The sequence below is a fragment of the Nocardioides panacis genome, assembly GCF_019039255.1.
GTDB lineage: Bacteria > Actinomycetota > Actinomycetes > Propionibacteriales > Nocardioidaceae > Nocardioides_B > Nocardioides_B panacis.
The window spans coordinates 2,594,367-2,620,059 of the sequence record NZ_CP077062.1 but is presented as its reverse complement, the minus strand read 5'-3'; the positions used below and the strand labels follow the sequence as shown (position 1 = coordinate 2,620,059).

At 72.0% G+C, this 25,693-nt stretch carries 23 protein-coding genes, 1 tRNA gene, 1 other RNA gene and 1 pseudogene; 16 read left to right on the top strand and 10 right to left on the bottom strand.

Annotation, left to right across the window (positions count from 1 at the left end; translation table 11 throughout):
• Nucleotides 1–71: 71 nt before the first annotated feature.
• The 4 genes from KRR39_RS12705 to KRR39_RS12690 all read right to left on the bottom strand — a co-directional run bounded on the left by KRR39_RS12705 (nucleotide 72) and on the right by KRR39_RS12690 (nucleotide 3,894).
• Nucleotides 72–320 (bottom strand): acyl carrier protein, encoded by a 249-nt coding sequence (locus tag KRR39_RS12705; RefSeq protein WP_216937372.1) that lies wholly within the window; start codon nucleotides 318–320, stop codon nucleotides 72–74.
• Nucleotides 321–413: 93 nt separating this feature from the next.
• Nucleotides 414–1,415, bottom strand: a complete 1,002-nt coding sequence (locus tag KRR39_RS12700; RefSeq protein WP_216937371.1) for a beta-ketoacyl-ACP synthase III — start codon at nucleotides 1,413–1,415, stop codon at nucleotides 414–416.
• The gene (locus KRR39_RS12695; protein ID WP_216937370.1) at nucleotides 1,412–2,599 is read right to left on the bottom strand and encodes an acyltransferase domain-containing protein; all 1,188 of its coding nucleotides are present in this window, start codon (nucleotides 2,597–2,599) and stop codon (nucleotides 1,412–1,414) included. The genes KRR39_RS12700 and KRR39_RS12695 overlap by 4 nt, the downstream gene beginning before the upstream one ends.
• A 92-nt stretch (nucleotides 2,600–2,691) precedes the next feature.
• Nucleotides 2,692–3,894 (bottom strand): PucR family transcriptional regulator, encoded by a 1,203-nt coding sequence (locus KRR39_RS12690; RefSeq protein ID WP_216937369.1) that lies wholly within the window; start codon nucleotides 3,892–3,894, stop codon nucleotides 2,692–2,694.
• 144 nt (nucleotides 3,895–4,038) lie between these two features.
• On the opposite strand from KRR39_RS12690, the gene KRR39_RS12685 reads away from it, so the two are divergent.
• Nucleotides 4,039–4,992: an alpha/beta fold hydrolase gene (locus tag KRR39_RS12685; RefSeq protein WP_216937368.1), complete on the top strand. Its 954-nt coding sequence runs from the start codon at nucleotides 4,039–4,041 to the stop codon at nucleotides 4,990–4,992.
• 120 nt (nucleotides 4,993–5,112) lie between these two features.
• Here KRR39_RS12685 and aceE read toward each other — a convergent pair whose 3' ends face one another.
• Nucleotides 5,113–7,899 (bottom strand): pyruvate dehydrogenase (acetyl-transferring), homodimeric type, encoded by a 2,787-nt coding sequence (gene aceE / locus KRR39_RS12680; RefSeq protein ID WP_216942603.1) that lies wholly within the window; start codon nucleotides 7,897–7,899, stop codon nucleotides 5,113–5,115.
• 211 nt (nucleotides 7,900–8,110) lie between these two features.
• Here aceE and KRR39_RS12675 point away from each other — a divergent pair, with 211 nt between their 5' ends.
• Complete coding sequence (locus KRR39_RS12675; RefSeq protein ID WP_216937367.1) at nucleotides 8,111–8,665, top strand: dihydrofolate reductase family protein; 555 nt, start codon at nucleotides 8,111–8,113, stop codon at nucleotides 8,663–8,665.
• On the opposite strand, the gene KRR39_RS12670 is transcribed toward KRR39_RS12675, so the two are convergent.
• Complete coding sequence (locus KRR39_RS12670; protein WP_216937365.1) at nucleotides 8,662–9,267, bottom strand: MOSC domain-containing protein; 606 nt, start codon at nucleotides 9,265–9,267, stop codon at nucleotides 8,662–8,664. The two genes, KRR39_RS12675 and KRR39_RS12670, sit on opposite strands and share 4 nt — an antisense overlap.
• Nucleotides 9,268–9,393: 126 nt before the next feature.
• Here KRR39_RS12670 and KRR39_RS12665 point away from each other — a divergent pair, with 126 nt between their 5' ends.
• From KRR39_RS12665 to KRR39_RS12635, 6 genes are all read left to right on the top strand, one after another.
• A complete protein-coding gene (locus KRR39_RS12665) occupies nucleotides 9,394–9,828 on the top strand; it encodes a DUF3052 domain-containing protein (RefSeq protein WP_254185110.1) in 435 nt (144 codons plus the stop codon).
• 31 nt (nucleotides 9,829–9,859) lie between these two features.
• The gene (locus KRR39_RS26125; RefSeq protein WP_367303665.1) at nucleotides 9,860–11,956 is read left to right on the top strand and encodes an AMP-binding protein; all 2,097 of its coding nucleotides are present in this window, start codon (nucleotides 9,860–9,862) and stop codon (nucleotides 11,954–11,956) included.
• Nucleotides 11,957–12,153: 197 nt separating this feature from the next.
• Nucleotides 12,154–12,225, top strand: a tRNA-Val gene (locus KRR39_RS12650).
• Between the two features lie 45 nt (nucleotides 12,226–12,270).
• On the top strand, nucleotides 12,271–13,122 hold the full coding sequence (locus KRR39_RS12645; protein WP_216937360.1) for a Nif3-like dinuclear metal center hexameric protein: 852 nt from the start codon (nucleotides 12,271–12,273) through the stop codon (nucleotides 13,120–13,122).
• On the top strand, nucleotides 13,046–13,909 hold the full coding sequence (locus KRR39_RS26545; RefSeq protein ID WP_436972056.1) for a zinc ribbon domain-containing protein: 864 nt from the start codon (nucleotides 13,046–13,048) through the stop codon (nucleotides 13,907–13,909). Before KRR39_RS12645 ends, KRR39_RS26545 begins: the two co-directional genes overlap by 77 nt.
• Nucleotides 13,909–15,051, top strand: a complete 1,143-nt coding sequence (locus KRR39_RS12635) for a bifunctional RNase H/acid phosphatase (protein ID WP_216937358.1) — start codon at nucleotides 13,909–13,911, stop codon at nucleotides 15,049–15,051. The genes KRR39_RS26545 and KRR39_RS12635 overlap by 1 nt, the downstream gene beginning before the upstream one ends.
• Here KRR39_RS12635 and KRR39_RS12630 read toward each other — a convergent pair.
• A complete protein-coding gene (locus KRR39_RS12630; RefSeq protein ID WP_216937356.1) occupies nucleotides 15,038–15,820 on the bottom strand; it encodes a YaaA family protein in 783 nt (260 codons plus the stop codon). The two genes, KRR39_RS12635 and KRR39_RS12630, sit on opposite strands and share 14 nt — an antisense overlap.
• A gap of 65 nt (nucleotides 15,821–15,885) precedes the next feature.
• Here KRR39_RS12630 and KRR39_RS26540 point away from each other — a divergent pair, with 65 nt between their 5' ends.
• Nucleotides 15,886–17,328: a ribonuclease catalytic domain-containing protein gene (locus KRR39_RS26540; RefSeq protein WP_436971978.1), complete on the top strand. Its 1,443-nt coding sequence runs from the start codon at nucleotides 15,886–15,888 to the stop codon at nucleotides 17,326–17,328.
• A 137-nt stretch (nucleotides 17,329–17,465) separates the two neighbouring features.
• Nucleotides 17,466–17,855: RNase P RNA component class A (gene rnpB / locus KRR39_RS12620), an RNA gene on the top strand.
• Between the two features lie 17 nt (nucleotides 17,856–17,872).
• On the opposite strand, the gene KRR39_RS12615 is transcribed toward rnpB, so the two are convergent.
• Complete coding sequence (locus tag KRR39_RS12615) at nucleotides 17,873–18,583, bottom strand: thermonuclease family protein (RefSeq protein WP_216937354.1); 711 nt, start codon at nucleotides 18,581–18,583, stop codon at nucleotides 17,873–17,875.
• A gap of 200 nt (nucleotides 18,584–18,783) precedes the next feature.
• Here KRR39_RS12615 and KRR39_RS12610 point away from each other — a divergent pair, with 200 nt between their 5' ends.
• On the top strand, nucleotides 18,784–19,197 hold the full coding sequence (locus KRR39_RS12610) for a tetratricopeptide repeat protein (RefSeq protein ID WP_216937352.1): 414 nt from the start codon (nucleotides 18,784–18,786) through the stop codon (nucleotides 19,195–19,197).
• Nucleotides 19,198–19,208: 11 nt separating this feature from the next.
• Here the strand turns inward: KRR39_RS12610 and map are convergent, their stop codons facing one another.
• On the bottom strand, nucleotides 19,209–20,060 hold the full coding sequence (gene map, locus KRR39_RS12605; RefSeq protein WP_216937351.1) for a type I methionyl aminopeptidase: 852 nt from the start codon (nucleotides 20,058–20,060) through the stop codon (nucleotides 19,209–19,211).
• An 83-nt stretch (nucleotides 20,061–20,143) separates the two neighbouring features.
• On the opposite strand from map, the gene KRR39_RS12600 reads away from it, so the two are divergent.
• Nucleotides 20,144–20,341: a hypothetical protein gene (locus tag KRR39_RS12600; protein ID WP_216937349.1), complete on the top strand. Its 198-nt coding sequence runs from the start codon at nucleotides 20,144–20,146 to the stop codon at nucleotides 20,339–20,341.
• Nucleotides 20,342–20,354: 13 nt separating this feature from the next.
• Nucleotides 20,355–20,603 carry a hypothetical protein gene (locus KRR39_RS12595; protein ID WP_216937347.1) on the top strand — a complete coding sequence of 83 codons (249 nt, stop codon included), beginning with the start codon at nucleotides 20,355–20,357 and terminating at the stop codon, nucleotides 20,601–20,603.
• A gap of 9 nt (nucleotides 20,604–20,612) precedes the next feature.
• Here the strand turns inward: KRR39_RS12595 and panB are convergent, their stop codons facing one another.
• Entirely contained in the window at nucleotides 20,613–21,476 is an 864-nt protein-coding gene (gene panB / locus KRR39_RS12590; RefSeq protein WP_216937346.1) for a 3-methyl-2-oxobutanoate hydroxymethyltransferase, read from the bottom strand.
• Between the two features lie 140 nt (nucleotides 21,477–21,616).
• On the opposite strand from panB, the pseudogene KRR39_RS12585 reads away from it, so the two are divergent.
• From KRR39_RS12585 to KRR39_RS12575, 3 genes and pseudogenes are all read left to right on the top strand, one after another.
• Nucleotides 21,617–23,663: pseudogene (locus tag KRR39_RS12585) on the top strand (NAD(+) synthase).
• Nucleotides 23,663–24,289 carry a class I SAM-dependent methyltransferase gene (locus KRR39_RS12580; protein ID WP_216937345.1) on the top strand — a complete coding sequence of 209 codons (627 nt, stop codon included), beginning with the start codon at nucleotides 23,663–23,665 and terminating at the stop codon, nucleotides 24,287–24,289. Before KRR39_RS12585 ends, KRR39_RS12580 begins: the two are co-directional and overlap by 1 nt.
• A gap of 43 nt (nucleotides 24,290–24,332) precedes the next feature.
• Complete coding sequence (locus tag KRR39_RS12575; protein WP_216937344.1) at nucleotides 24,333–25,670, top strand: glutamine synthetase family protein; 1,338 nt, start codon at nucleotides 24,333–24,335, stop codon at nucleotides 25,668–25,670.
• Nucleotides 25,671–25,693: the final 23 nt, after the last annotated feature.

Below are 25,693 nucleotides of genomic sequence, written 5' to 3'. Positions count from 1 at the left end.
TGACGAGACGTGACCCGGGGTCACTGGTGCGCGTCCGATGCCGGAGGAACCCGTCCGTACGACGGGCTCGCTCAGCCGTTCTGGGCGCGCTCGATGAAGGCCACGGCGTCGCCGACGGTCTTGAGGTTCTTGACCTCGTCGTCGGGGATCTTGACGTCGAACTTCTCCTCGGCGGCCACGACGACCTCGACCATGGACAGCGAGTCGACGTCGAGGTCGTCGACGAACGACTTGTCCATCTGGACGTCGTCGGCGGGAATGCCGGCGACCTCGTTGACGATCTCGGCGAGGTCGGAGCGGATTTCCTCAGTGGTTGCCATTGCGGGGAACTCCTTCAGGTTGCGGGTGGTGGTGGGTGCTGCGGGTGGTGCTCGTGACCCGGACGCGTCTGGCGCCGGGAACTCGGGGGGAGGCTACGGGAGGACGACGACCTGCGCGGCGTACGCCAGGCCGGCGCCGAAGGCGATCAGCAGCGCGGTGTCACCGCTCTTGGCGGTGCCCTCGTCGATCATCCGGCCGAGCGCCAGCGGGATGGAGGCCGCCGAGGTGTTGCCCTGCTCGGCGATGTCCCGGGCGATCTGGACGTGCGCGGGGAGCTTCATGGAGCGGGCCATCGCGTCGATGATCCGCATGTTCGCCTGGTGCGGCACGAACACGTCGAGGTCGTCGACGGTGATCCCGGCCTTGTCCAGGGTGGCCTCGGCGATCTTGGCCATCGCGAACGACGCCCAGCGGAACACCGCGGCGCCCTGCATGATCAGGTGCGGCATGGTCGGCTTCTCCTGGACCAGCACGTCGCGCCAGTCCTCGTCCTGACGGATCAGGTCGTACTGCTCGCCGTCGGAGCCCCAGACGACCGGGCCGATGCCGACCTCCTCGGAGGGACCGATCACGGCCGCGCCCGCGCCGTCGGCGAAGATGAACGCCGTCCCGCGGTCGTTGAGGCTGGTGATGTCGGTGAGCCGCTCGACGCCGATCACCAGCACGTGCTTGGCGCTGCCGGCCCGGACCATGTCAGAGCCCAGCGCGAGGCCGTGGCAGAAGCCCGCGCAGGCCGCGGAGATGTCGAAGGCCGGCGCCTTGTCGGTGCCGAGCTCGTGCGCGATCGCGGTGGCGATCGCCGGGGTCTGCAGCATGTGGGAGACGGTCGCCACGACGACGCAGTCGATCTGCGCGGCGTCGATGCCGGCCCGCTCCAGCGCCTGGCGGGAGGCGGCGACCGACATCATCTGCACGGTCTCCTCGGGACCCGCGAAGCGGCGCTCCTTGATGCCCGAGCGCTGCTGGATCCACTCGTCGCTGGAGTCGATGGCCTCGACGAGCTCGGAGTTCGGGACGATGCGCTCGGGACGGTAGGTGCCGATCCCGAGGATCCGTGACTGTGCGGCGCCGACGGACGGGTTGAGCGTGGTCATGCGTTCACCCCTTCCGGGTGCAGGCGGATCAACGGCTGGCCAGGGGAGACGAGGTCGCCGTCCTCGACGAGCCACTCCACGATCGTGCCGCCGTACGGCGCGGTGATCGCGGTCTCGTCCTGCCGGCCCTGCACGGCGCCGACCCGGGTGTCCGGCGCGATCGAGCTGCCCTCGGGCAGGTCGGCGGTCTGGTGGAAGGTGCCCTTCGCGGGGGCGACGAGCATCCGCCAGGTCGGGTTGGTGTCCAGGTGCGTCCGCCCGCCGTGCTTCTCGATGAACGCGCGGGCGTCGTCGAGCTGGTCGGGGGTCTTCAGCGCGAACGTCTCGACGCCCTTCATCGCCCGCCGGGCGATGCCGGTCAGGGTGCCGGCCGGCGGCATCTCGAGCATCCCGGTGACGCCGAGGTCGAGCATCGTCTCCATGCAGAGGTCCCAGCGGACCGGCGAGCTGATCTGGGTGACGATGCGCTTGAGCACCTCGCGGCCGTCGTGCACGACCTGGCCGTCCCGGTTGGAGATCAGCGGGATCCGCGCGTCGTGGGTCGACACCGAGCGGGCCAGGCCGGCGAGCACCTCGACCGCGGGCCCCATGTGCTGGGTGTGGAACGCGCCGGCGACCGACAGCGGGACCAGGCGGGCCTTGGCCGGCGGGTCCTCGGCGAACGCCGCGAGCTGCTCGACGGTGCCGGCCGCGACGATCTGGCCGGGGCCGTTGTCGTTGGCCGCGGTCAGCCCGTGCTGCTCGAGCTTGGCGAGCACCTCGTCGCGGTCGCCGCCCAGCACCGCGGTCATGCTGGTCGGGGTCTGCTGCGCGGCCGCCGCCATCGCGTTGCCGCGCTGGCGGACCAGCACCATGGCCTGCTCGGCGGTGATCGCGCGGGCGCCGGCCGCCGCGGTGAGCTCGCCGACGCTGTGCCCGGCGACCGCGCCGACCTGGTCGAACGCGTCGGCCGGGTGCGGGAACAGCTCGAGCGCGGCCAGCAGGCCGGAGGCGACCAGCAGCGGCTGGGCCACCGCGGTGTCGCGGATCGTGTCCGCGTCGGCCTCCGTGCCGTAGTGGACGAGATCGAGGCCGGCGACCGCGGAGAGCCAGGTCAGCCGGTCGCGGAAGACCGGGTTCTCGACCCAGGGGGTCAGGAAGCCGGGGGTCTGGGCACCTTGGCCGGGAGCAACGATGGCGAGCACAGGTCAACTCTGTCGCGCCGGGGGCCCGGACCGCGTGCTCGGCGCACACGAAGATTCGGGGGGTGTTCTTGTAGGAACCCTACAAAGACCGTTTACACCGACGGCGGTGTCGTCGAGTCCGGCGGGGCCAGCCGGCCGAGGGTCAGCGCCACCCGGTAGGTGTAGGCGTGCCGGGGGTCGTTGGTGGTCAGGCCGGTCACCTCGGCGGCCCGCCGGAGCCGGTAGCGGACGGTGTTGGCGTGCACGAACATCGCCCGCGCGGTGCCCTCGATCGAGCCCCCGTGGTCCAGGAACGACGACACCGTCTCGATGGTCGCCGAGCCCGCCGCGGCGAGCGGGAGGTAGACCTCCTGGACCAGCTGGCGGCGGGCGTGGCCGTCGCCGGACAGCGCCCGCTCGGGCAGCAGGTCGTCGCTCGTCACCGGGCGCGGGGCGTCCGGCCAGCCCGGGGCGGCCCGCAGGCCCGCGGTCGCGGCCCGGGCCGAGATGCTCGCGTGCACGAGGTCCGGCACGACCGGCCCGACGACCACCGGCCCGTCCCCGAAGTGGTCCGCCACCGCCGCTCCCGCCTTGTCCGGGTTGTCCACTCCGCCCAGAACGACCACCATCCGGTCGCCCTGCATGGCGCACAGCGCGTCCAGCCCGAGGTGCCGCGCGGAGCGTCGTACGTCGTCGATGAGGGACTCGCGGGCCCGGCCGGCGGACTCGCCGTCGGGGACGCGGCCGAGCACCACGATCACGGCGCCCTTGGACTCCCAGCCGAGCGCGCTCGCCCGGGACCGGACCGTCTCGTCCGCCTCGGCGCGCAGCACGCTGTCCACGACCAGCGCCTCGAGCCGCGCGTCCCACGCGCCCCGCATCTCCGCGGCCCGGGCGTACACCTCCGCGGTGGCGAACGCGACCTCCCGTGCGTACCGGACGATCGAGTACCGCACGGAGTCGGCGTCGGCCTCCCCGACCGCCTCGGTGACGTTCTCCTCGACCACCTCGATGGTCAGCCGCACCATCTCGACGGTTTGGTGGAGGCTCACAACTCCGGTCAGGGCCCGCGGTGCCACCCCGAAGACCTCGGCGGTGACCGGGGCGGAGCCGTCGGGTTCGCGGTACCACTCCACGAACGAGGTGATGCCGGCCTGCACGATCAACCCGATCCAGGACCGGTCCTCGGCCGACATCCGGCGGAACCACGGCATGTCCCGCTCCATCCGGGTGACCGTGGAGGTCGCCAGGGCACCGACGGAGCGCTGCAGCCGCCGGGCGATCTGCTCCCGGTCGCGTTCGCTGCTGCCGCTCATGACCCGACCCTATTTCACCGGCGGGGACGGTTGACCGGTCCAGCCCTGGCCGAACGGTCGGTTTGGGCCGCTGGGCGCTGGTTCATACTAATTTAGCCCTGTGTTCTGACTCCGGTCACCACGAAGCGTCCCTCCAGGAGCATCATGCCCAAGCCCATCGAGGTCCAGTACCTCACCATCCACGGGCACAAGCGTGCGTACGTCAAGGTCGGCACCGGACCGGCGCTGCTGCTGCTGCACGGCCTCGGCTGCGACCACACCACCTGGCTGCCGGTGATCGCCGCGCTCTCGCGCCGCTACACCGTGATCGCCCCGGACCTGCTGGGGCACGGCAGGTCGGCCAAGCCGCGCGCGGACTACAGCGTGGGCGGCTACGCCAACGGCATGCGGGACCTGCTCACGGTCCTGGGCGTGGACAAGGTCACCGTGGTCGGGCACAGCTTCGGCGGCGGCGTCGCGATGCAGTTCGCCTACCAGTTCCCCGAGCGCACCGAGCGGATGATCCTGGTCGCCCCCGGCGGCCTCGGCGCCGAGGTGACGCCGGCGATCCGGGCGATCACGCTGCCGTTCTTCCACCAGGCGATGGGGGTCGTCACCCTGCCCGGCGTGCGCCACCTGACCACGGCGGGGCTGCGTGCCCTGGCCGCGTCCGGGCTGCCGCAGGCCCGTGACCTCGACGAGGTCGCGATGATCGTGGACTCCTTCAAGGACCCCCGCGCCCGACGGGCCATCCGGCACGTGGTGTCCGCGGTGGTGGACTGGCGCGGCCAGATCGTCACCATGGTGGACCGGGCCTACCTCACCCAGGCGATGCCGATGTGCGTGATATGGGGGACCGAGGACGCGGTGATCCCGGTCAAGCACGCGGGGATCGCATCGGAGTTCGCGCCCGGCGCCACCGTCGAGGTGATCGCGAACGCCGGCCACTTCCCGCACAAGGACCACCCGCAGCGCTTCGTGAAGATCGTCGACGAGTTCATCCGGGCGCACCCGGCTGCGGCGTACCACCGCGGCCGCTGGCGGTCGCTGCTCAAGAACGGCCGGCAGGTCCCGGTGCCCACGGCGGTCACCCCTGTCCGCCAGGCCGAGATCGCCTGACCCGGCGCCTCTGGCGCCCGGAAAGCCGCCGACCCGGCGCGTCTGGCGGGCGAGCACCTGTGCTCGTCCACCAAAGTCGCCGGGTCGGCGGTCGTGCGTCCGCCAGAGGCGCCGGGTCGGCTAGGCGTCGCCGCCCTCCTGCTTGACGCCGCGTACGGCGGTCGGGTCGTCGATGCGGTACTTGTCGAAGGCCTCCTGGACCACCTCGGGCTTGACCTCGCCGCGCTGGGCGAGGGCCGCGAGGGCCTGGACGACGACCGACTGGGCGTCGATGTGGAAGAACCGGCGGGCCGCGGGACGGGTGTCCGCGAAGCCGAAGCCGTCCGCGCCGAGGGCGTGGAAGTCGCCGGGGACCCACTTGGCGATCTGGTTCTGCACGGCGCGCATGTAGTCGCTCACCGCCACGACGGGCCCCTCGGCCTCCTTGAGCTTGTCGGTGATGTAGGGGACCTTGGCCGGCTCCGAGGGGTGCAGGAGGTTCCACTCCTCGCACGCCACGGCGTCGCGGCTCAGCTCGTTCCACGACGTCACCGACCACGTGTCGGCCGCCACGCCCCAGTCCTCGGCCAGCAGCTTCGCCGCCTCGGTGATCCACGGGAAGCCCACGCCGGAGGCGAGCAGCTGCACCCGCGGGACCTTCTCGCCCTGCACCGGCGGGGGAGTCGCCACGTGGTAGATGCCGCGCAGCAGGCCCTCGACGTCGAGGTCGTCGGGCTCCTTGGGCTGCACGGTCGGCTCGTTGTAGACCGTCAGGTAGTAGATGACGCTCTCGCCGTCCGGGTCCTTCTCGGTGCCGCCGTACATCCGCCGCAGACCGTCCTGGACGATGTGGCTCAGCTCGTAGGCCATCGCGGGGTCGTAGTGCACGACCGCCGGGTTGGTCGCCGCGAGCAGCGGGGAGTGGCCGTCGGCGTGCTGCAGCCCCTCGCCGGTCAGCGTGGTGCGGCCCGCGGTGGCGCCGATCAGGAAGCCCTTGGCCAACTGGTCGGCCATCGCCCAGATCGAGTCACCGGTGCGCTGGAAGCCGAACATCGAGTAGAACAGGTAGAACGGGATCATGTGCTCGCCGTGCGTGGCGTACGCCGAGCCGGCTGCCGTCGCGGACGCCATCGCGCCCGCCTCGGAGATGCCCTCGTGCAGCATCTGGCCCTGCGCGGACTCCTTGTAGGCCAGCAGCATGTTGCGGTCGACGGACTCGTAGCGCTGGCCCATCGGGTTGTAGACCTTGGCCGTCGGGAACATGCCGTCCATGCCGAACGTGCGGTACTCGTCCGGCGCGATCGGCACGATGCGCTGGCCGATCTCCTTGTCCTTCATCAGGTCGCGGAGCAGCCGGACCAGCGCCATCGTGGTGGCGATGGCCTGCTTGCCCGAGCCGGCCTTGAGCTCGGAGTACACCTCGTCGCCGGGCAGCTTGAGCAGCTTGGCGCGCACCTCGCGCTTCGGGATCGACCCGCCGAGGGCGTGCCGGCGCTCGAGCATGTACTCGATCTCCGGGGAGTCCTTGCCGGGGTGGAAGAACGGCGCGATCTCCGACTCGTCGATCTCCTTGTCGCTGATCGGCAGGTACAGCCGGTCGCGGAACTTCTTGAGGTCGGACTTGGTGAGCTTCTTCATCTGGTGCGTGGCGTTCTTGCCCTCGAGGGCGTCGATCGTCCAGCCCTTGATGGTGTGCGCCAGGATCACGGTCGGCTGGCCGACGTGCTTGGTCGCCGCGTCGAACGCCGAGTAGACCTTGCGGTAGTCGTGGCCGCCACGGGGCAGCTTCACGATCTGCTCGTCGGTCATGTGCTCGACCATCTTGCGCAGCCGCGGGTCGCCGCCGAAGAAGTTGTTGCGGATGTAGTCGCCGCTCTCGACCGAGTAGGTCTGGAACTGCCCGTCCGGGGTGCTGTTCATCTTGTTGACCAGCACGCCGTCGACGTCGCGGGCCAGGAGGTCGTCCCACTCGCGGCCCCAGACGACCTTGATGACGTTCCAGCCCGCGCCCCGGAAGGTCGACTCGAGCTCCTGGATGATCTTGCCGTTGCCGCGCACCGGGCCGTCGAGCTGCTGCAGGTTGCAGTTCACGACGAAGGTGAGGTTGTCGAGCTCCTCACGGGCCGCGACGCCGATGGCGCCCAGCGACTCGGGCTCGCCCATCTCGCCGTCGCCCAGGAACGCCCAGACGTGCTGCTGGCTGGTGTCCTTGATCCCACGGTTCTGCATGTACCGGTTGAACCGGGCCTGGTAGATCGCGTTCAGGGCGGTGAGGCCCATCGACACGGTCGGGAACTCCCAGAAGTCCGGCATCAGCCGCGGGTGCGGGTACGACGAGAGGCCCTCGCCGACGCCGTGCTGCACCTCCTGGCGGAACCGGGACAGCTGCGTCTCGTTGAGCCGGCCCTCGAGGAACGCCCGGGCGTAGATGCCGGGGGAGGCGTGGCCCTGGATGTAGATCTGGTCGCCACCGCCCTCGTGGTTCTTGCCCCTGAAGAAGTGGTTGAAGCCGACCTCGTAGAGCGAGGCCGAGGACTGGTACGTCGCGATGTGACCGCCGACCTCGAGGCCCTTGCGGTTCGCGGTCGACACGGTGACGGCGGCGTTCCAGCGCAGGAAGGCGCGGATCCGGCGCTCGATGTCCTCGTCGCCGGGGAACCACGGCTCACGCTCGGGCGGGATCGTGTTGATGTAGTCCGTGCTGCGCAGGGCGGGCACGCCGACGTTCTGCTCGCGGGCTCGCTCCAGCAGGCGGAGCATCACGTAGCGCGCGCGGCTGCGGCCGCGGTCGTCGACCATCGAGTCGAACGACTCGAGCCACTCCTTGGTCTCGTCGGGATCGATGTCCGGGAGCTGCGTGGGCAGCCCCTCGTGGATCACCTGGGGACGCCCGACGGCGCGGGTCGAGGGAGCGCCGGGCTGCGACATGGCTTCCTTCTCGGCGGACTTCTCCGCGGCCAGCTCGGACGACTGCTGCTCAGAACCTGTTGCCACGATTCCTCTGCTCTCGTGCTCGGTGTGCACTGCGTGGTGGGAGCCGGCCCGGGTCACGGGCTGGTTCCCCGCTCATCGTGTCACGCCCGCGTCGCGCAGGAAATCTACCGATCAGTAGCGAACGTCCGGTGCCTAGGGTGAGCGCATGGCGCTCACCCAGTACTGCACCGCCACGACGCTCGACGGCTTCCTCGCCGACGCGGACAACTCCCTGGACTGGCTGTTCGCCGTCGAGCGCGAGGACGAGGGCAGCGGGTTCGCGGAGTTCCTGGCCGGCGTCGGTGCGATGGCGATGGGCGCGACGACGTACCAGTGGGTGCTCGACCACGAGCACCTGCTGGAGAACCCCCAACGCTGGCAGGAGTTCTACGCCGACCGGCCGTCCTGGGTGTTCAGCCACCGGGAGCTCACGCCGATCCCCGGGGCCGACCTGCGGTTCGTGCAGGGCGACGTCGCGGTCGTGCACCCGGACCTGGTCGCGGCGGCCGGGGACCGCAACGTGTGGCTGGTCGGCGGCGGCGACCTGGTGGGCCAGTTCCACGACGCCGGGCTGCTCGACCAGGTCATCGTCAGCGTCGCGCCGGTGACGCTGGGGTCCGGCGCCCCGCTGCTGCCGCGCCGCATCGAGGGGCTCCGGCTCGTCGACGTCGCCCGCAACGGCCAGATGGTCGACCTGACCTACGACGTGCCGCGGTCCTAGACGGCCTCGAGCGGACGGTGCGGCCCGTCCGGGGGTACGACGGTCACCGGGTCGCCCGGACGCACCTCGCCACCCCGTCGTACGACGGCCATCACCCCCGCCTTGCGCACCACCCGGCCCTGGGCGTCACGACCTACCACCCGTGCGAGGAGACCGGGCTGGAAGCGGTCGATCTGCACGCACGGGTTGCGGAGCCCGGTGACCACCACCTCGGCGGTGTCGCCGAGCAGCAGCAGGGTCCCGGCGGACAGCGCGAGCAGGTCGACGCCACAGGTGGTGACGTTCTCGCCGAGGTCGCCGGGGAGCACCCGCGGGCCGTCCCCGTGCACCTCCTCGAAGAGCTCGGCGTGGATCAGGTGCACCTGGCGCAGGTTGGGCTGCGAGGGGTCGCGGCGCACCCGGGACCGGTGCTGGACGGTCTCCCCGAGGTGCGCGTCGCCCTCCACCCCGAGGCCCTCGACGAGCCGGATGACCGGCCGCGTCTGCTTGCTGAACCGGTGCCCGGCGCTGGCCGCGACGGCGACCACCCGGGGCGGCTGGGCGGCCGGTGCCGGGGGCGGCAGGGGCGCAGTCACCGGATTCGGCGAGCGGTCGGCGTGCATGGCAGTAGCCTGGCACCCGTCTCGGTGCCTTGCGCGCCGGGTCGACTTCCGATGAACTACGCGCAACAGTGCAGCACCGGACGCCGTGGCGACCGGACGACGAGATTCGAGATGTGGAGGAGTGACGTGAGCGCGACCTCGGGTGGCCCCGAAGGCACCGCCACCCAGAACGCCGGCGAGCGGCTGGGTCTGAAGACCGGGATGGTCGTCCAGGAGCTCGGCTGGGACGAGGACGTCGACGACGCCCTGCGCGTCTCGATCGAGGACACCATCGACGCCGACATGGTGGACGGTGACTACGGCAATGTCGTGGACTGCGTGCTGCTGTGGTGGCGCGAGGCCGACGGCGACCTCGTCGACGCACTCGTCGACTCCCTGACCGACCTGGTGGCCGGCGGCGAGATCTGGCTGCTGACGCCCAAGGTGGGCCGGCCCGGCACGGTGGACCCCGCCGACGTCGCCGAGGCAGCCCCGGTGGCCGGCCTGTCCACGACCACGACCGCGCCGGTGAGCCAGGACTGGTCCGCGACCCGCCTGGTGGCTCCCAAGGCCGCGCACTGAGCCCTGCACCGTCCCGGCTCAGGAGGACTCGTTGAGCAAGGTCACCAAGGGGCTCGGCCTCCTCGGCCAGGCGCCCACCCTGCTGCGGGTGCTCACCTCCGCAGGCGTCGTACGGCTGCACCCGCCGCTCAAGCTGGCCCGCGTCGGCGCGACCCTGCTGCGGTGGGGGACCGGCCCGGCCGGCGGCTTCGCCGCGATGGCGATCCTGGAGACCGACCGGACCGCGGTCGTCGACGAGCTCGGCGCGCTGACGTTCGGTGAGCTGCACGACCGCAGCAACCGGCTCGCGGACGCCCTGCGCTCGCGGGGCGTGCGGCCCGGCGACGGGATCGCGATCATGTGCCGCAACCACCGCGGCTTCGTCGACGCGAGCATCGCCGCCGCCAAGCTCGGCGCCGACATCCTCTACCTGAACACCGCCTTCGCCGGTCCGCAGCTCGTGGACGTGCTGGAGCGCGAGGCGCCCCGGGTCGTCGTGCACGACGAGGAGTTCACCGCGATGCTCGAGGAGGCCGGCACCCGGGACCGGGTGCTCGGCTGGGTGGACGACGCCGGCACCGGTGACCGGGTCACCCTGGAGTCGCTGATCGCCCAGGGGGCGCCCGGCGACCACCCCGCTCCGGCGAGGCAGAGCCGGATCATCATCCTCACCTCCGGCACGACCGGCACCCCGAAGGGCGCGCCCCGCAGCGAGGCCGGCATCGAGGCCGCCGCGGCGCTGCTGTCCCGGCTGCCGCTGAAGTCCGGCTGGCGCTCGCACGTGGCCGCCCCGCTGTTCCACACCTGGGGGTGGGCGCACTTCGCGCTCGCCATGCTGCTCGGCTCCACCGTCGTGCTGCGCCGCAGGTTCGACCCCGAGGGCTGCCTGCAGACCCTGGTCGAGGAGGACTGCGACTCGCTCGTGGTGATCCCGGTGATGCTGCAGCGGATCATGCAGCTGCCGCAGGAGACGCTCGACCGCTACGACCTGTCGAACGTCAAGGTGGTCGCCGCGTCCGGGTCGGCGCTGCCCGGCGACCTCGGCACCACCTGGATGGACCAGTTCGGCGACCACCTGTTCAACGTCTACGGCTCCACCGAGGTCGCCTACGCGACGGTCGCCAGCCCCGACGACCTCCGCGAGGCGCCGGGTACGGCGGGCCGGCCGCCGTTCGCGACGGTGGTGAAGATCCTCGACGAGGACGGCGCCGAGCTCCCCGCGGGGGAGGCCGGCCGGATCTTCGTCGGCAACAGCATCCTGTTCGAGGGCTACACCGGCGGCGGCAGCAAGGACCTGGTCGACGGCCTGATGGCGACCGGTGACGTCGGGCGGTTCGACGAGGGCGGCCGGCTGATCGTCGAGGGCCGCGACGACGACATGATCGTGTCCGGCGGCGAGAACGTCTTCCCCCAGGAGGTCGAGGACTGCCTGTCCCGCCACGACCAGGTCGTGGAGGCGGCGGCCTTCGGGGTCGACGACGAGGACTACGGCAAGCGGCTGCGCGCGTTCGTCGTACGCACCGAGGGGTCGCAGGTCTCGCAGGACGAGCTCAAGGACTTCGTGGAAGCAGAACCTCGCGCGCTACAAGGTGCCGCGGGAGATCGTGTTCCTCGACGAGCTGCCGCGCAACGCCACCGGCAAGGTGCTCAAGCGAGACCTGGTCGAGCGCGGCCCGCAGGACGCGCCGTGACCCTGGAGGTCAGCCAGGAGGCGCCCGGGTTCACGCTCCGCGACCAGCACGGGCAGCAGGTCTCGCTGGCGTCGTTCCGGGGCCGCAAGGCCGTGGTGGTGATGTTCTACCCCTACGCCTTCAGCTCGGTGTGCACCGGCGAGCTCGGCGGGGTGCGGGACCGCCTGGCGACCTTCCAGTCCGACACCGTCCAGGTGCTCGCGGTCTCCTGCGACCCGATGTTCTCGCTGCGGGCGTTCGCCGAGCGGGACGGACTGACCTTCCCGCTGCTCTCGGACTTCTGGCCGCACGGCGCGACCGCGCGGGCGTACGACGTCCTCGACGAGGAGCGCGGTTGTGCGGACCGCTCCACGTTCGTCGTCGACCGGGACGGGGTGCTGCGCTGGGCGGTGCACAGTGCGGTGCGGGACGCCCGCGACCTCGACGAGCAGGCACGGGTGCTCACCGAAGTGGTCTGAGTGAACTCCTGGTGCCGGAGTAAGTAAAGTTTTCAAGGAAATCGCCGCGAAGATCTGACACCGCTTGGCCCGGGGTAGTTGAATAGTGCTTGCAACGACCGCTGGTGACCCGAGACGCCAGCGGTCGTTGTTTGTTTTTGTGGCCGGTCCGCGCGCTCGCGTAGGCTGACCCGCGCTTCGCCGGTCCCCGGCGTCTCGGGCGTATAGCTCAGCGGTAGAGCACCTCGCTTACAACGAGGTGGTCGCAGGTTCGATCCCTGCTGCGCCCACCGCTCCCTCCAGAAGACCCTCACAGGTCCTCTAGGCTCGCCGCCATGACCCTGCGCCTGTCGGACCTGACCGCGCTGCTGGACGGCTGGTACGACCCGGCCTGGGCCGCGGACTGGGACGCGGTCGGCCTGGTCTGCGGCGACCCCGACCAGCCGGTCGCGCGGGTGCTGCTCGCCGTCGACCCGGCCCCGACCGTGGTGGCCGAGGCCGCCGAGTGGGGTGCCGACCTGATCGTCTGCCACCACCCGCTGCTGCTCACGCCGGTGCACGGCGTCGCCGCCACCACCCCCAAGGGCCGGGTGCTGCACGGGCTGATCCGGTCCGGCACCGCGCTGTTCACCGCGCACACCAACGCCGACGTCCCCGCCGACGGGGTCAACGAGTCGCTGGCCCGGGCCGTCGGGATCGTGGACCCCCGCGTGGTCGTGGAGGAGGACGGCGCCGCGGCCGACGAGCGCCGCGCGACGCGCGGCCACGGACGGATCGGCCGGCTGGCCGCACCCACCACGCTGCGGGACTTCGCGGCCCGGGTGGACGCCGCGCTGCCCGGTACCGCGCACGGGGTCCGCGTGGCGGGGGACCCGGACCGGACCGTCGAGACGGTGGTGGTCGGCAGCGGGGCCGGGGACTTCATGCTCGACACCGTCCTCGGCACCGACGCGGACGTCTACCTCACCTCCGACCTGCGGCACCACCGGGCCGGGGAGTTCCTCGAGCACGGCGGTCCGGCACTGGTCGACGTGGCGCACTGGGCCGCGGAGTGGACCTGGCTCCCGGTCGTCGAGCGCAAACTGCTGGCGGCCACGGCAGCGCTGGGGGATACGGTGGAGACCCGGGTCAGCGACATCGTCACCGACCCGTGGACCTTCCGGGTGGATCGACCGGCCCGCCGGTGAGACCATCTGGACGCACACCCCACTTCCATACGAGGAGAACACCCTGAAGGCCGACGCTTTCTCCCAGCTGAAGCTCCTGGACGTCCAGGAGCTCGACGCCCGGATCGACCTGCTGGGGCACCGGCTGCGCAGCCTCCCGGAGACGCAGGAGATCGCCACCCTCGCCGCCGAGCGGGCCGAGCTCGTCGACCACGGTCGCGACGCCACCATCAAGGTCGAGGACCTGACCCGCGAGCAGCGCAAAGCCGACTCCGACGTGGAGCAGGTCAAGACCCGGCGCAAGCGCGACCAGGAGCGCATGGACCAGGGGCTGATCACCAACCCCAAGGACCTCGCGCACATGCAGCAGGAGCTGGTCTCGCTGACCCGCCGCATCAGCGAGCTCGAGGACACCGAGCTCGACGTGATGGAGCAGCTCGAGGCCGCGCAGGCCGAGCAGTCCCGGATCGCCGACCGGCTCGCGGAGATCGACGCCCGGTCGGCCGCGCTGGTCACCAGCCGGGACGCCGCCGCCGCCGAGATCACCCGGGAGGCCGAGTCCGTGACCGCCGAGCGGAAGGTCACCGCGACCGGCGTGCCGGCCGACCTGCTCGCGCTCTACGAGAAGGTGCGCGCCCAGAAGGGCGGCGTCGGGGCCGCCGTGCTGCGGGCCCGGCAGTGCACCGGCTGCAGCCTGCAGCTCAACGCCCACGACCTGGGCGTGATCGCCAAGGCGCCGCTCGACGAGGTGATCCGCTGCGAGGAGTGCAACCGGATCCTGGTGCGCACCGCGGAGTCCGGCATCTGATGGTGTCCCGCTCCGTCCTGATCGAGGCCGACGGCGGTTCGCGCGGCAACCCCGGGGCGGCGGCGTACGGCGCCGTGCTGCTCGACGCGGAGACCCGTGAGGTGATCGCCGAGCGGGCGGAGTACCTCGGGGTCGCGACCAACAACGTCGCGGAGTACTCCGGCCTGGTCGCCGGCCTCGAGCTCTACCGGGAGCACACCCCCGGCGCGCGGCTCGAGGTGCGGATGGACTCCAAGCTGGTCGTCGAGCAGATGTCGGGACGCTGGAAGATCAAGCACCAGGACATGCGCGCGCTGGCCGAGCGGGCCCGTGCGCTGGCGCCGGCCGGGACGACGTACACCTGGATCCCGCGCGAGCAGAACAAGCACGCGGACCGGATCCTCAACGCGGCGCTCGACGCGCAGGCGTCCGGCCGGCCCGCGCAAACCGCCGTCGAGGCGCAGGCCCCGGCGCAGGCACCGGCCGCGTCGGCCACCGAGCAGCGCGGCTGGTCGCCCGGCGGTGCCGCCACCACCCTGGTGCTGGTCCGGCACGGCGTCACCGGGCACACCCTGGACAAGCGCTTCTCCGGCGGTCTCGGCGGCAGCGACCCCGGCCTCGTCGAGGAGGGCCGGGCGCAGGTCCGGGCCACCGGCGACTGGCTCGCCCCGCTGGCCGGCGAGATCGACACGGTCGTGGCCTCGCCCGTCCGCCGCACACGGGAGTCCGCCGAGATCCTCGCCGAGCGGCTCGACAAGCCGCTGGTCGTGGAGCCCGGGCTCGCGGAGATGGAGTTCGGGAGCTGGGACGGGATGACCTTCGCGGAGATCCGCGAGCGGCACCCCGACGACCTGGACGCCTGGCTGGGCTCGCTCGACCACGCGCCCGGCGGGGGCGAGTCGTTCCGGGTCGTGGAGAAGCGGGTGCTCGCCGGGCTCGAGCGGCTGCTCGCCGAGTACGGCGGCCGCACGGTCCTCGCGGTCAGCCACGTCACGCCGATCAAGGTGCTCGTCGCGCACGCGCTGGGCGCCCCGCTGGAGTCGGTCTACCGGATGGAGATGGCTCCGGCGTCGGTGACGGTGCTGTCCTACTTCGCCGACGGCAACGCCGCGCTGCGGATGTTCAACGCGCGCCCGACGGACGCCGCGTTCACAGGTCGCTGACGACCACGTCGAGCTGGGTGCCGTGCCGTCCGGCCGGGCCCTCCTCGACGGTCCAGCCGAGCGCGCGCAGGTGCGCGGCGAACCGGGCCGGGGTGGCGGGGGCGGTGCCGTCCTCCAGCAGCGCGCGCACGAGGCGGCCCTTGGTCGCCTTGTTGAAGTGCGAGACCGCCTTGCGGGTGCCATCGACCTCGTGCAGCACGCGCAGCGTCACGACCTTGCGGGCCAGGTCGGGCGCCGGCCGCCAGAACGACGCGTACGTCGAGGAGCGCAGGTCCACCACCAGGCCACGACCGGCGACCGCGCGCACGCTCTCGTCGAGCCGCCGGCTCCAGTACGTCGACACGGTGCCAGTACCGGGCAGCGACACGTCGCCGGAGAGCCGGTAGGCCGGGACCCGGTCCGCCGGGCGGAGCAGCCCGAACAGGCCGGAGGTCACCGCGAGCCAGGACGTGGCCCGCCGGCGCGCCGCACCGGTCAGCGAGCCGAGCCCGAGCGCCTCGTAGAGCACGCCGCTGTAGACCGTGTCCGCGCGCGCCGTCGGGGCCGTCGGCAGCCGCGCGTTCGCCGCGACGTCGGCGGTCTGGGTGGTGCCGAGCCCGAGCACCCGGGCCGCGTCGGCCGGCACGTCCGTCGTACACAGGGCGACGAGGGCGTCGAGGACCTCCGCGCGGTGCTGCTCCAGCTCGGGGAACGACAGTGAGGCCAGGTCGAGGGGCTTGCCGCGGCGCGGGGAGGTCTTCCCCTCCGACGGGGGCAGCAGGATCAGCACCGCGTCACCTTATGCTGGCCGGCACCTACACGTGCGAGGGGTGACCAGCTGTGCCGAGACGAGTCGTGAGGGTCCTGCACGCAGACGGCGACACGCTGCGCGCCGGGATCACCGCCATCCAGCAGGACCTCGGGGTGCACCCGGAGTTCCCGGCCGAGGTCGAGCAGGCGGCGCAGGCGGCGGCCAGCTCCCCGCGGCTGCCCGACCTGGACCGCACCGACATCCCGTTCGTGACGATCGACCCCGAGACGTCGATGGACCTCGACCAGGCGCTGCACATCGAGCGTGACGGGACCGGGTACGTCGTGCACTACGCGATCGCCGACGTCGCGGCCTTCGTGACCCCGGGCGACCCGGTCGACGAGGAGGCCAACCGGCGGGGCGAGACGTTCTACGCCGCCGACTCCAAGATCCCGCTGCACCCCAAGGTGCTGTCCGAGGCCGCTGCCTCGCTGCTGCCCGACCAGGACCGCCCGGCGCTGCTCTGGACGATCAAGGTGGACGCCGACGGCGAGGGCACCGACGTCGACGTGGTCCGCGCGGTGGTCCGCAGCCGGGCCAAGCTCGACTACGCCGGCATCCAGAAGGACCTCGACGCCGGGACCGCCGACGAGCTGTTCGTGCTGCTGGGCGAGGTCGGCGAGCTGCGCCGGAAGCGGGAGGCCGCGCGCGGTGGGGTGTCCCTGCCGCTGCCCGAGCAGGAGATCGACATCGACGGCGAGCGGTGGTCGCTGACCTTCCGACGGATGCTCCCGGTCGAGGAGTGGAACGCGCAGATCTCCCTGCTCACCGGGATGGCCGCCGCGTCCCTGATGGTCTACGCCCGGGTCGGCCTGCTGCGCACGCTGCCGCCGCCGGACCCGCGCGACCTGCAGCGGATGCACCGCACCGCCAAGGCGCTGCACATCGAGTGGCCCGCCGAGCTGCTCTACCCCGACTTCATCCGCTCCCTGCACCCCGAGGAGCCCAGCCACGCCGCGATGATCGTGGCCAGCACCCGGCTGCTGCGCGGGTCCGGATACGTGGCCTTCAACGGCGAGACCCCCGAGCAGCCCGAGCACTCCGCGCTCGCCTCGGAGTACGCCCACGTGACCGCCCCGCTGCGCCGGCTCGGCGACCGGTACGCCGGCGAGGTCTGCCTCGCGCTGTGCGCCGGGACCGAGGTGCCCCCCGTGGGTGCTCGAGCGGCTCGAGGCGCTGCCCCGGACGTTGCAGGACTCGGGCCGCCGGGCACACCAGTACGAGCGCGCGGTGCTCGACCTGGTGGAGGCCGCCGTCCTGCACCCCAACGTCGGGCAGACCTTCCCGGGGGTCGTGGTGCAGGTCGACGACGAGGACCCGAAGCGGGGCGACGTGGTGGTGCAGCAGCCCGCGATCGAGGCGCACGTGACCTCGGCCGCCGCGCTGCCGCTGGGCACCGACGTCGAGGTCCGCCTGGTCCAGGCCGACATCGCCAGCAGGACCGTCCGCTTCGAGCTCTGAGCACACCCCGACCCGGGCCCAAGTGAACCTCGACCCGGGCCCAAGTGAACCTCGACCCGGGCCCAAGTGAACCTCGACCCGGGCCTGGGTACAGGTCGAGCCGGACCTCCGGCGGGTCGAGCGTGTCGGCACCACTCCCCGCGCCCCCTAGACTGCTCTCGGATGAGCCGGCCGGGCGGCCGCGGCGAGGAGACTCGTCGAGGAAGGTCCGGGCTCCACAGGGCAAGGTGGTGGGTAACTCCCACCCGGGGTGACCCGCGGGACAGTGCCACAGAGAACAGACCGCCACCGTGCCTGCACGGTGGTAAGGGTGAAACGGTGGTGTAAGAGACCACCAGCGCTCCGGGCGACCGGAGCGGCTCGGTAAACCCCACCTGGAGCAAGGTCAAGAAGGGAAGCTCGCTTCCCGCGTGAGCGTTCGAGGGCGGCCCGCCCGAGCTCACGGGTAGACCGCACGAGGCTGTCGGCAACGGCAGCCCTAGATGGATGGTCGCCGACCGTGGCGCCGCGAGGCGCGCGGAGACAGAACCCGGCCTACAGGCCGGCTCATCCCTCGCCCTTGCCTCCGGCTCAGCGGCAGGTGCGCCAGAGACCTCGCGGCGCGGCCTTCGCGGCGGCCTGGGCGACCCGGAACTCGTGGGTGCGCTGGAACGGCACCCCGCCGTACACGTAGACCCGGGCGTTGCCGAGGTACACCTGTGCGCGGTTCACCTGCCGGCCGTCGGAGACCCGGCTGACGTAGCGGAGCAGCCGGCCGTAGCGGTCGACGCTCGCCTGGGTAGGGTCCGAGACCAGCCGCACGCGGGTGCTCACCGGCAGCATCCGCTTCATCGCCGCGGACGCCTCCGGGCCGCCGCACTGGACGCCGCCGTAGACCTCGGGGGTGTCGATGCCGACCAGCCGGACCCGGCGGTAGGCACCGCCGACGAGGTGGACGTCGACCGTGTCCCCGTCCGCGACGCTCGCCACCCGGGCGTGCTGCACGACGGTCGCGCGGACCGCCGCCGCGGCCGCTCCCGCGGGGGACGTCCGGCGGGTCGAGCACGGGCACGGGTTGGAGTCGCAGGCGATGCCGTCCCCGTCGGCGTCGAGGCGGTGCGGGTCGCTGCCCGGGCTGTGCGCGAGGAAGAAGGTCTGGGCGGCCGCCTGGGTGGCAAAGTCGCCGCAGTCCCGGTCGGTGACCGCGCCGGCCGGCGCGGCGCCGAGGCCGAGCAGCACGCTCGCGGCGACGAGGAGGGCCAGGACCAGGACAGGTACGGCGTAGTGCCGTCGGACGAGCATGCGTGGATCCCCCGGGTGGTGCGTGGACAGGAGGCTGACCCTAGGGGCCGGGCGCCGCGCCGCGCGGGCGAACGCCGACTTCTTTGCCCGGGTACGGCGGTCCGCCACCGTCGTACGGCGAGCCGCCGCCGTGGGCCGGGGGAGGCGCGGGAATCTGGGGGAGGGACCATGCGTTCGTCCAGGTGATTGGAGACGTGACCATGAACTTCAGCCCACCGGCCTTCACGGCCCACCCCGCCGACGCCTACCACCTGGCGTGGCGGCTGCTCGAGGACCGCGACCCGCGGGGCGCGATCGCCCTGCTCGACCCGGCCATCGACGCCGAGCCCGAGTCGACCGGCCTGCGCACGCTGCGGGCCTGGGCGTACTTCCAGAGCGCCCAGCTGCGCCGCGCCGAGGACGAGCTGACGGTGCTGGTCGAGGAGTGCCCGACCGACCTGTGGGCGCGCTACGCCCTGGGACGGGTGCTGGAGCGCCAGTCGAAGTTCGCCGACGCGCTGCCGCACATGCGGCTGGCCGCGGTGATGTCCGGGGACGTGGAGCACGAGGCCGGCGTGCTGCGGGTCGAGCGGCGGATCGCGGAGCGGTCCGGCCGCCTCGACGACCTCGTCTGAGGCCGGCGCCCTCACGGCAGCGTGAGGATCTCGGCGCCGTCGTCGGTGACGAGCAGGGTGTGCTCGAACTGCGCGGAGCGCGAGCCGTCCCGGGTCACCACGGTCCAGCCGTCGTCCCACATCTCCCACTCGTGGGTGCCGAGGTTGATCATCGGCTCGATGGTGAACGTCATGCCCGGCTCGATGAGGATGTCGTACATCGGCGCCGCGTCGTAGTGCGGCACGATCAGCCCGGAGTGGAACGCGGTGCCGATGCCGTGCCCGGTGAAGTCGCGGACGACGCCGTAGCCGAACCGCTTCGCGTAGGACTCGATGACCCGGCCCAGGACGTTGACGTACCGGCCCGGGCGGACCGCCTTGATCGCCCGGCGCAGCGACTCCTCGGTGCGCTCCACGAGCAGCCGGGACTCCTCGTCGACGTCGCCGGAGAGGAACGTCGCGTTGGTGTCGCCGTGCACCCCGTCGACGTACGCCGTGATGTCGATGTTGACGATGTCGCCGTCCTCGACGACCCGGCTGTCCGGGATGCCGTGGCAGACCACCTCGTTGACGCTGGTGCACAGCGACTTGGGGAAGCCGCGGTAGCCGAGCGTCGAGGGGTAGGCGCCCTGGCCGACCAGGAACTCGTGGCCGATCCGGTCGAGCTCGTCGGTGGTGATCCCCGGCGCGACGTGGCTGCCGACCAGCTGCAGCGCCTGCGCGGCGACCCGGCCGGCGTGCCGCATCCGCTCGATGGTGCCGGCGTCCTTCACCTCCGGCCCGTCGTACGGCGCCGGGGCCGGCCGGTCGACGTACTCCGGGCGCGGGATGCTCGCGGGGACGGCGCGACGGGGGGACACCACGGCAGGGGCGACGGCACTCACGCGGCGAGTGTAGTTTCCACAGCAGCGGGCACCGGCGACCTGATCGTGCCCCGGACGTCAGGCGAGCAGCGAGGAGCGAGCAGATGAGCGACGACGAGCAGTTCTGGTTCTGCCTCACCCACCACAAGGTCGAGGGTCGCGACGGCTGCCGCAACCAGGACCGCCTCGGTCCCTACGCCACCGCGGCCGAGGCGTCCCACGCGCTCGACAAGGTCGAGGAGCGCAACGAGGACTGGGACACCGACCCGAAGTGGAACGACGACGCCGCGGCCGAGGACTGACCCCGTCGCAGGCGTGACGCAGGACCTCGAGAAGTCCGGCCCGTTCCTGGGCATCGGCGGCCTGGCCGTGGCGGCCTTCCTCTACGGCTACACCGCCTTCGTGGTGCCGGGGCTGGTCTGCAGCGTGCTGCTGCCGCTGGTCTGGCTGGCCCTGTTCGTGCTCGGCTGCCGGTGGTTCACGCGACGACCGGTGGCCGTCGTGGCCCTCCCGGTCGTCGCGGTCGTGGTGTGGTTCCTGGTGCTTCTCGGCGTCGGCGCCTGAGGCTGCGGCTCAGAAGGTGTGCTCGGGCCCCGGGAAGGCGCCGGAGGCCACGTCGGCGGCGTACGCCTGCGCCGCCCCGAGCAGCACCCCGTGCAGGTCGGCGTACTGCTTGACGAAACGCGGCAGCCGGCCGGTCCGCAGGCCGGCCATGTCCTGCCAGACGAGGACCTGCGCGTCGCAGTCGATACCGGCGCCGATCCCGATCGTGGGGATGCTCAGCGTCTTGGTGATCTCGGCGGCGACGTCGCCGGGCACCATCTCCATGACGACCGCGAACGCCCCGGCCGCCTCCATCGCCTGCGCGTCCGCGAGCAGCCGACGGCCGGTCTCGCCGCGGCCCTGCACGCGGTAGCCGCCGAGGTTGTGCTCGGACTGGGGGGTGAAGCCGATGTGCGCCATCACCGGGATGCCAGCCTGGGTGCACAGCTCGACCTGCGCGGCCATCTCGGCGCCGCCCTCGAGCTTCACCGCGTGCGCGCCGGCCTCCTTCATGAACCGGACCGCGGTGTGGAAGGCCTGCTCCGCGGAGCCCTGGTAGGACCCGAACGGCAGGTCGGCGACGACCAGGGCGCGGTGCACCGAGCGGCTCACGGCCCGGGCCAGCGGGATCAGCTCGTCGACGGTGACCGGGAGCGACGTGTCATTGCCGAGGACGTTGTTGGACGCGGAGTCGCCGACGAGCAGCACCGGGATGCCGGCCTCGTCGAAGGTCGCGGCGGTGTACATGTCGTAGGCCGTGAGCATCGCCCACTTCTCGCCGCGCTCCTTCATCTCGCGCAGGTGGTGCGTGCGCACCCGACGGGTGGCCGGCGCGGCCGGCTTCGCCGCCCCGGCGCCGTACGGCGCGGTCGTCTCGCTCCCGGTGTCACTCATGGCGTCCTCCGAACGTGTTCTCGAGGCTCCCGTGCGGAGTCCCCGGACCGCCTCTCAGGCTAGTCCCGGGACCCGGCCGGCGGGGGTGTGTCGTCGCTCACTGCCCGCCGGACGGGACGGCACTGGCAGACTCGCCCCCCGTGGACTTCGACTCGGCCTACGCCCAGGGCTTCGCGCGGGTGGCTGCCTGCACGCTGCACACCGTGATCGCCGACCCGCACGCGAACGCGGAGGCGGTCCTGGAGCAGGCCCGCGCCTGCCACGCGGAGGGCACCGCGGTGGCGATCTTCCCGGAGCTCTGCCTGACCGGCTACGCGATCGACGACCTGCTGCTGCAGGAGACGCTGCTCGACGCGGTGGAGGCCGCGATCGCCGACCTCGTCGCGGCGTCGGCGGACCTGATGACGGTGCTCGTCGTCGGGGCCCCGCTGCGCCAGGGGACCCGGCTCTACAACTGCGCGGTGGTGATCCACCGGGGAAGGGTCCTCGGCGTCACGCCGAAGCAGATGCTGCCGAACTACCGGGAGTTCTACGAGCGCCGGCACTTCGCCTCGGGGGAGGGGCTGCGCGGCGGCGTGGTGCGGCTGGGCGGCGAGGACGTCCCGTTCGGGGTCGACCTGATGTTCCGCGCCACCGACCTCCCCGGCCTCGTGCTGCACGTCGAGATCTGCGAGGACATGTGGGTGCCGGTGCCGCCGAGCTCGCACGCCGCCCTGTCCGGCGCCACCGTGCTCGCGAACATCTCCGGCTCGCCGATCACGGTGGCCCGCGCCGAGGACCGCCGGCTGCTGGTCCGCTCCGCGTCGATGCGCTGCCTGGCGGCGTACCTGTACGCCGCGGCCGGTCTGGGGGAGTCCAGCACCGACCTGTCCTGGGACGGCCAGACGATGGTCTACGAGGTCGGCGAGCTGCTCGGCGAGACCGAGCGCTTCCCCGACGGTCCCCGGCGGACGACCGTCGACGTCGACCTCACCCGGATCCGCCAGGAGCGGCTGCGGCAGGGCACCTTCGACGACAACCGGCGCGCGGCGGGCACCGCCGAGGCCGACTTCCGGGTCGTCGAGCTCACCCTCGCCCCGCCGGCCGGCGACATCGGCCTGCGCCGCCGGGTCGACCGGTTCCCGTTCGTCCCGGACGACCCGGAACGGCTCGCGCTGGACTGCTACGAGGCCTACAACATCCAGGTGTCCGGGCTCGAGCAGCGGCTGGCGGCGATCGGGCACCCCAAGGTCGTCATCGGGGTCTCCGGGGGGCCTGGACTCGACGCACGCGCTGATCGTCGCGGCGAACGCGATGGACCGGCTGGACCGCCCGCGCAGCGACATCCACGCGTTCACGCTGCCGGGCTTCGCGACCAGCGACGGCACCAAGGCGAACGCGACCCGGCTCGCGCAGGCCCTCGGGGTCACCTTCGAGGAGATCGACATCCGGCCGGCGGCCCGCCAGCTGCTCGACGACCTGGACCACCCGTTCTCCGACGGCGAGCCGGTTTACGACGTGACGTTCGAGAACGTCCAGGCCGGGCTGCGCACCGACTACCTGTTCCGGCTGGCCAACCACCGCGGCGGCATCGTGCTCGGCACCGGCGACCTCTCCGAGCTCGCCCTGGGCTGGTGCACCTACGGCGTCGGCGACCAGATGTCGCACTACGCGGTGAACACCGGGGTGCCCAAGACGCTGATCCAGCACCTGATCCGGTGGGTGATCGGGACCGGGCAGTTCGACGCCGAGGTGGGTGCCGTGCTCCGGGAGATCCTGGACCAGGAGATCTCGCCGGAGCTCGTCCCGGTCGCCGCGGGCGAGCGTCCGCAGAGCACCGAGGACTCGATCGGGCCCTACGCCCTGCAGGACTTCACGCTCTTCCACGTGCTGCGGCACGGCTTCCCGCCGAGCCGGATCGCCTTCCTGGCCAGGCACGCGTGGTGCGACGCGGACGCCGGCGACTGGCCGCCGGGCTTCGACAGCGACCGTCGGGTGGCCTACGACCTGGCCACGATCCGCCGGTGGCTCGAGGTCTTCGTGCAGCGGTTCTTCGCGTTCAGCCAGTTCAAGCGCTCCGCCCTCCCGAACGGCCCCAAGGTGCTGCCCGGCGGGTCGCTGTCCCCGCGCGGGGACTGGCGGGCACCCTCGGACGGGAACGCGCGGGTGTGGCTGGACGACCTGCGCCGCAACGTCCCGGAGGCCTGATGCCGAACCCGCTGATCCAGCGCCGCATGCACCGCATCGTGCGACGCGCCGGGATCCGTCCGCAGCGTGCCCTGGAGGTCGGGGGGTACGTCGGGGCGAACTCGCTGCTGCGCTCCCGGGAGATCCGGGGCGCCGAGCGGTGGTGCATCAACCTGGTGGAGCAGCCCACCGACACCGGCATCCGGCACGTCGTGGGCAGCTCCAACGACATGCACATGTTCAAGGACAACAGCTTCGACCTGGTGATGTCCTGCGCGGTGCACGAGCACGACCGGAAGTTCTGGCTGTCGATCGCCGAGATGCACCGGGTGCTGAAGCCGGGCGGCCTCCTGGTGGTGTGCGTCCCGGGGTTCGCGAAGCGTCCCGAGGACCAGGGCGCGGCCACCGCGACGTACCGGGTGCACTACCGCTTCGACTACTACCGGTTCAGCCGGCGGGCCGTCCGCGAGGTGTTCTTCGAGGGCTTCGAGCGGGTCCGGGTGCGGGCCGTCCTGGACCCGCCCCGGATGATCGGGCACGGCTTCAAGCCGATCAGCCGCCGGCAGGCCGCGGTCCTCGCCGCCCGGGAGCGGCTCGGCCGGGTCGGGGCCCGTTTACCTCGCAGAAACATGCGCGCGTCACACTGACCGCGGTCCGGCACCGAGCAACCACAGAGAGGGAGGCGTCCCGATGGGCAAGCAGGAGGAGTTCGTGCTCCGCGCACTCGAGGAGCGTGACGTGCGCTTCGTGCGGCTCTGGTTCACCGACGTGCTCGGCTACCTCAAGTCGGTCGCGATCGCACCGGCCGAGCTCGAGGGCGCGTTCAGCGAGGGCATCGGCTTCGACGGCTCCGCGATCGAGGGCTTCGCACGGGTCTACGAGGCGGACATGCTCGCCAAGCCGGACCCCTCGACCTTCCAGATCCTGCCGTGGCGCGGCGAGGGCCCCAGCACGGCGCGGATGTTCTGCGACATCGTGATGCCCGACGGCTCGCCGTCGTACGCCGACCCGCGGTACGTGCTGAAGCGCACCCTGTCGAAGGCCGCAGAGAACGGCTTCACGTTCTACACGCACCCCGAGATCGAGTTCTACCTGTTCAAGGACACCCCTACGCCGGGCGGTGAGCCGGTGCCGGTGGACCGCAGCGGGTACTTCGACCACACCGCGCAGAGCATGGGCTCGGACTTCCGCCGCGAGGCGATCACGATGCTCGAGGCGATGGGTATCTCGGTGGAGTTCTCCCACCACGAGGGCGGCCCGGGCCAGCAGGAGATCGACCTGCGCTACGCCGACGCGCTGTCCACGGCCGACAACATCATGACGTTCCGCACCGTGGTGCGGGAGGTGGCGCTCAGCCAGGGCATCTGGGCGACCTTCATGCCCAAGCCGTTCACCACGCACCCCGGCTCCGGCATGCACACGCACGTGTCGCTGTTCGAGGGCGACACCAACGCGTTCTTCGAGGCCGGGGCGGAGTACCAGCTCTCCAAGACCGGGCGCTCCTTCATCGCCGGCATCCTCACGCACGCCGCCGAGATCTCGGTGGTCACCAACCAGTGGGTGAACTCCTACAAGCGGCTGATGTGGGGCGGCGAGGCGCCGTCGTACATCTGCTGGGGGCACAACAACCGCTCCGCGATGATCCGGGTGCCGATGTACAAGCCCAACAAGGGCCAGTCGACCCGGATGGAGCTGCGCACGATCGACTCGGCGGCCAACCCCTACCTCGCGTTCGCGGTGATCCTCGCCGCCGGCATGAAGGGCATCGAGGAGGGCTACGAGCTGCCGCGCGAGGCAGAGGACGACGTGTGGTCGCTGACCGAGCGGGAGCGCAAGTCGCTCGGCATCGACCCGCTGCCGAAGACCCTCGCCGAGGCGATCGCGGTCGCCGAGAGCTCCGAGCTGCTCGCCGAGACCCTGGGCGAGCACGTCTTCGACTTCTTCCTGCGCAACAAGCGGGCCGAGTGGGACGAGTACCGCATCGAGGTGTCCAGCTTCGAGCGCGACCGGATGCTGCCGCGGCTCTGAACGGCGAGGCGATAGGTTCGCCC

Coding starts and splice junctions, on each gene's coding strand:
- KRR39_RS12690 (WP_216937369.1), bottom strand. CDS start 3,894: ATGAGCGGCAGCAGCGAACGCGACCGGGAGCAGATCGCCCGGCGGCTG.
- KRR39_RS12580 (WP_216937345.1), top strand. CDS start 23,663: ATGCCGAACCCGCTGATCCAGCGCCGCATGCACCGCATCGTGCGACGC.
- KRR39_RS12675 (WP_216937367.1), top strand. CDS start 8,111: ATGGCGCTCACCCAGTACTGCACCGCCACGACGCTCGACGGCTTCCTC.
- KRR39_RS12705 (WP_216937372.1), bottom strand. CDS start 320: ATGGCAACCACTGAGGAAATCCGCTCCGACCTCGCCGAGATCGTCAAC.
- KRR39_RS12685 (WP_216937368.1), top strand. CDS start 4,039: ATGCCCAAGCCCATCGAGGTCCAGTACCTCACCATCCACGGGCACAAG.
- KRR39_RS12645 (WP_216937360.1), top strand. CDS start 12,271: ATGACCCTGCGCCTGTCGGACCTGACCGCGCTGCTGGACGGCTGGTAC.
- KRR39_RS12700 (WP_216937371.1), bottom strand. CDS start 1,415: ATGACCACGCTCAACCCGTCCGTCGGCGCCGCACAGTCACGGATCCTC.
- KRR39_RS12670 (WP_216937365.1), bottom strand. CDS start 9,267: ATGCACGCCGACCGCTCGCCGAATCCGGTGACTGCGCCCCTGCCGCCC.
- KRR39_RS12615 (WP_216937354.1), bottom strand. CDS start 18,583: ATGCTCGTCCGACGGCACTACGCCGTACCTGTCCTGGTCCTGGCCCTC.
- panB (WP_216937346.1), bottom strand. CDS start 21,476: ATGAGTGACACCGGGAGCGAGACGACCGCGCCGTACGGCGCCGGGGCG.
- aceE (WP_216942603.1), bottom strand. CDS start 7,899: ATGTCGCAGCCCGGCGCTCCCTCGACCCGCGCCGTCGGGCGTCCCCAG.
- KRR39_RS12600 (WP_216937349.1), top strand. CDS start 20,144: ATGAGCGACGACGAGCAGTTCTGGTTCTGCCTCACCCACCACAAGGTC.
- KRR39_RS12610 (WP_216937352.1), top strand. CDS start 18,784: ATGAACTTCAGCCCACCGGCCTTCACGGCCCACCCCGCCGACGCCTAC.
- KRR39_RS12575 (WP_216937344.1), top strand. CDS start 24,333: ATGGGCAAGCAGGAGGAGTTCGTGCTCCGCGCACTCGAGGAGCGTGAC.
- KRR39_RS12635 (WP_216937358.1), top strand. CDS start 13,909: ATGGTGTCCCGCTCCGTCCTGATCGAGGCCGACGGCGGTTCGCGCGGC.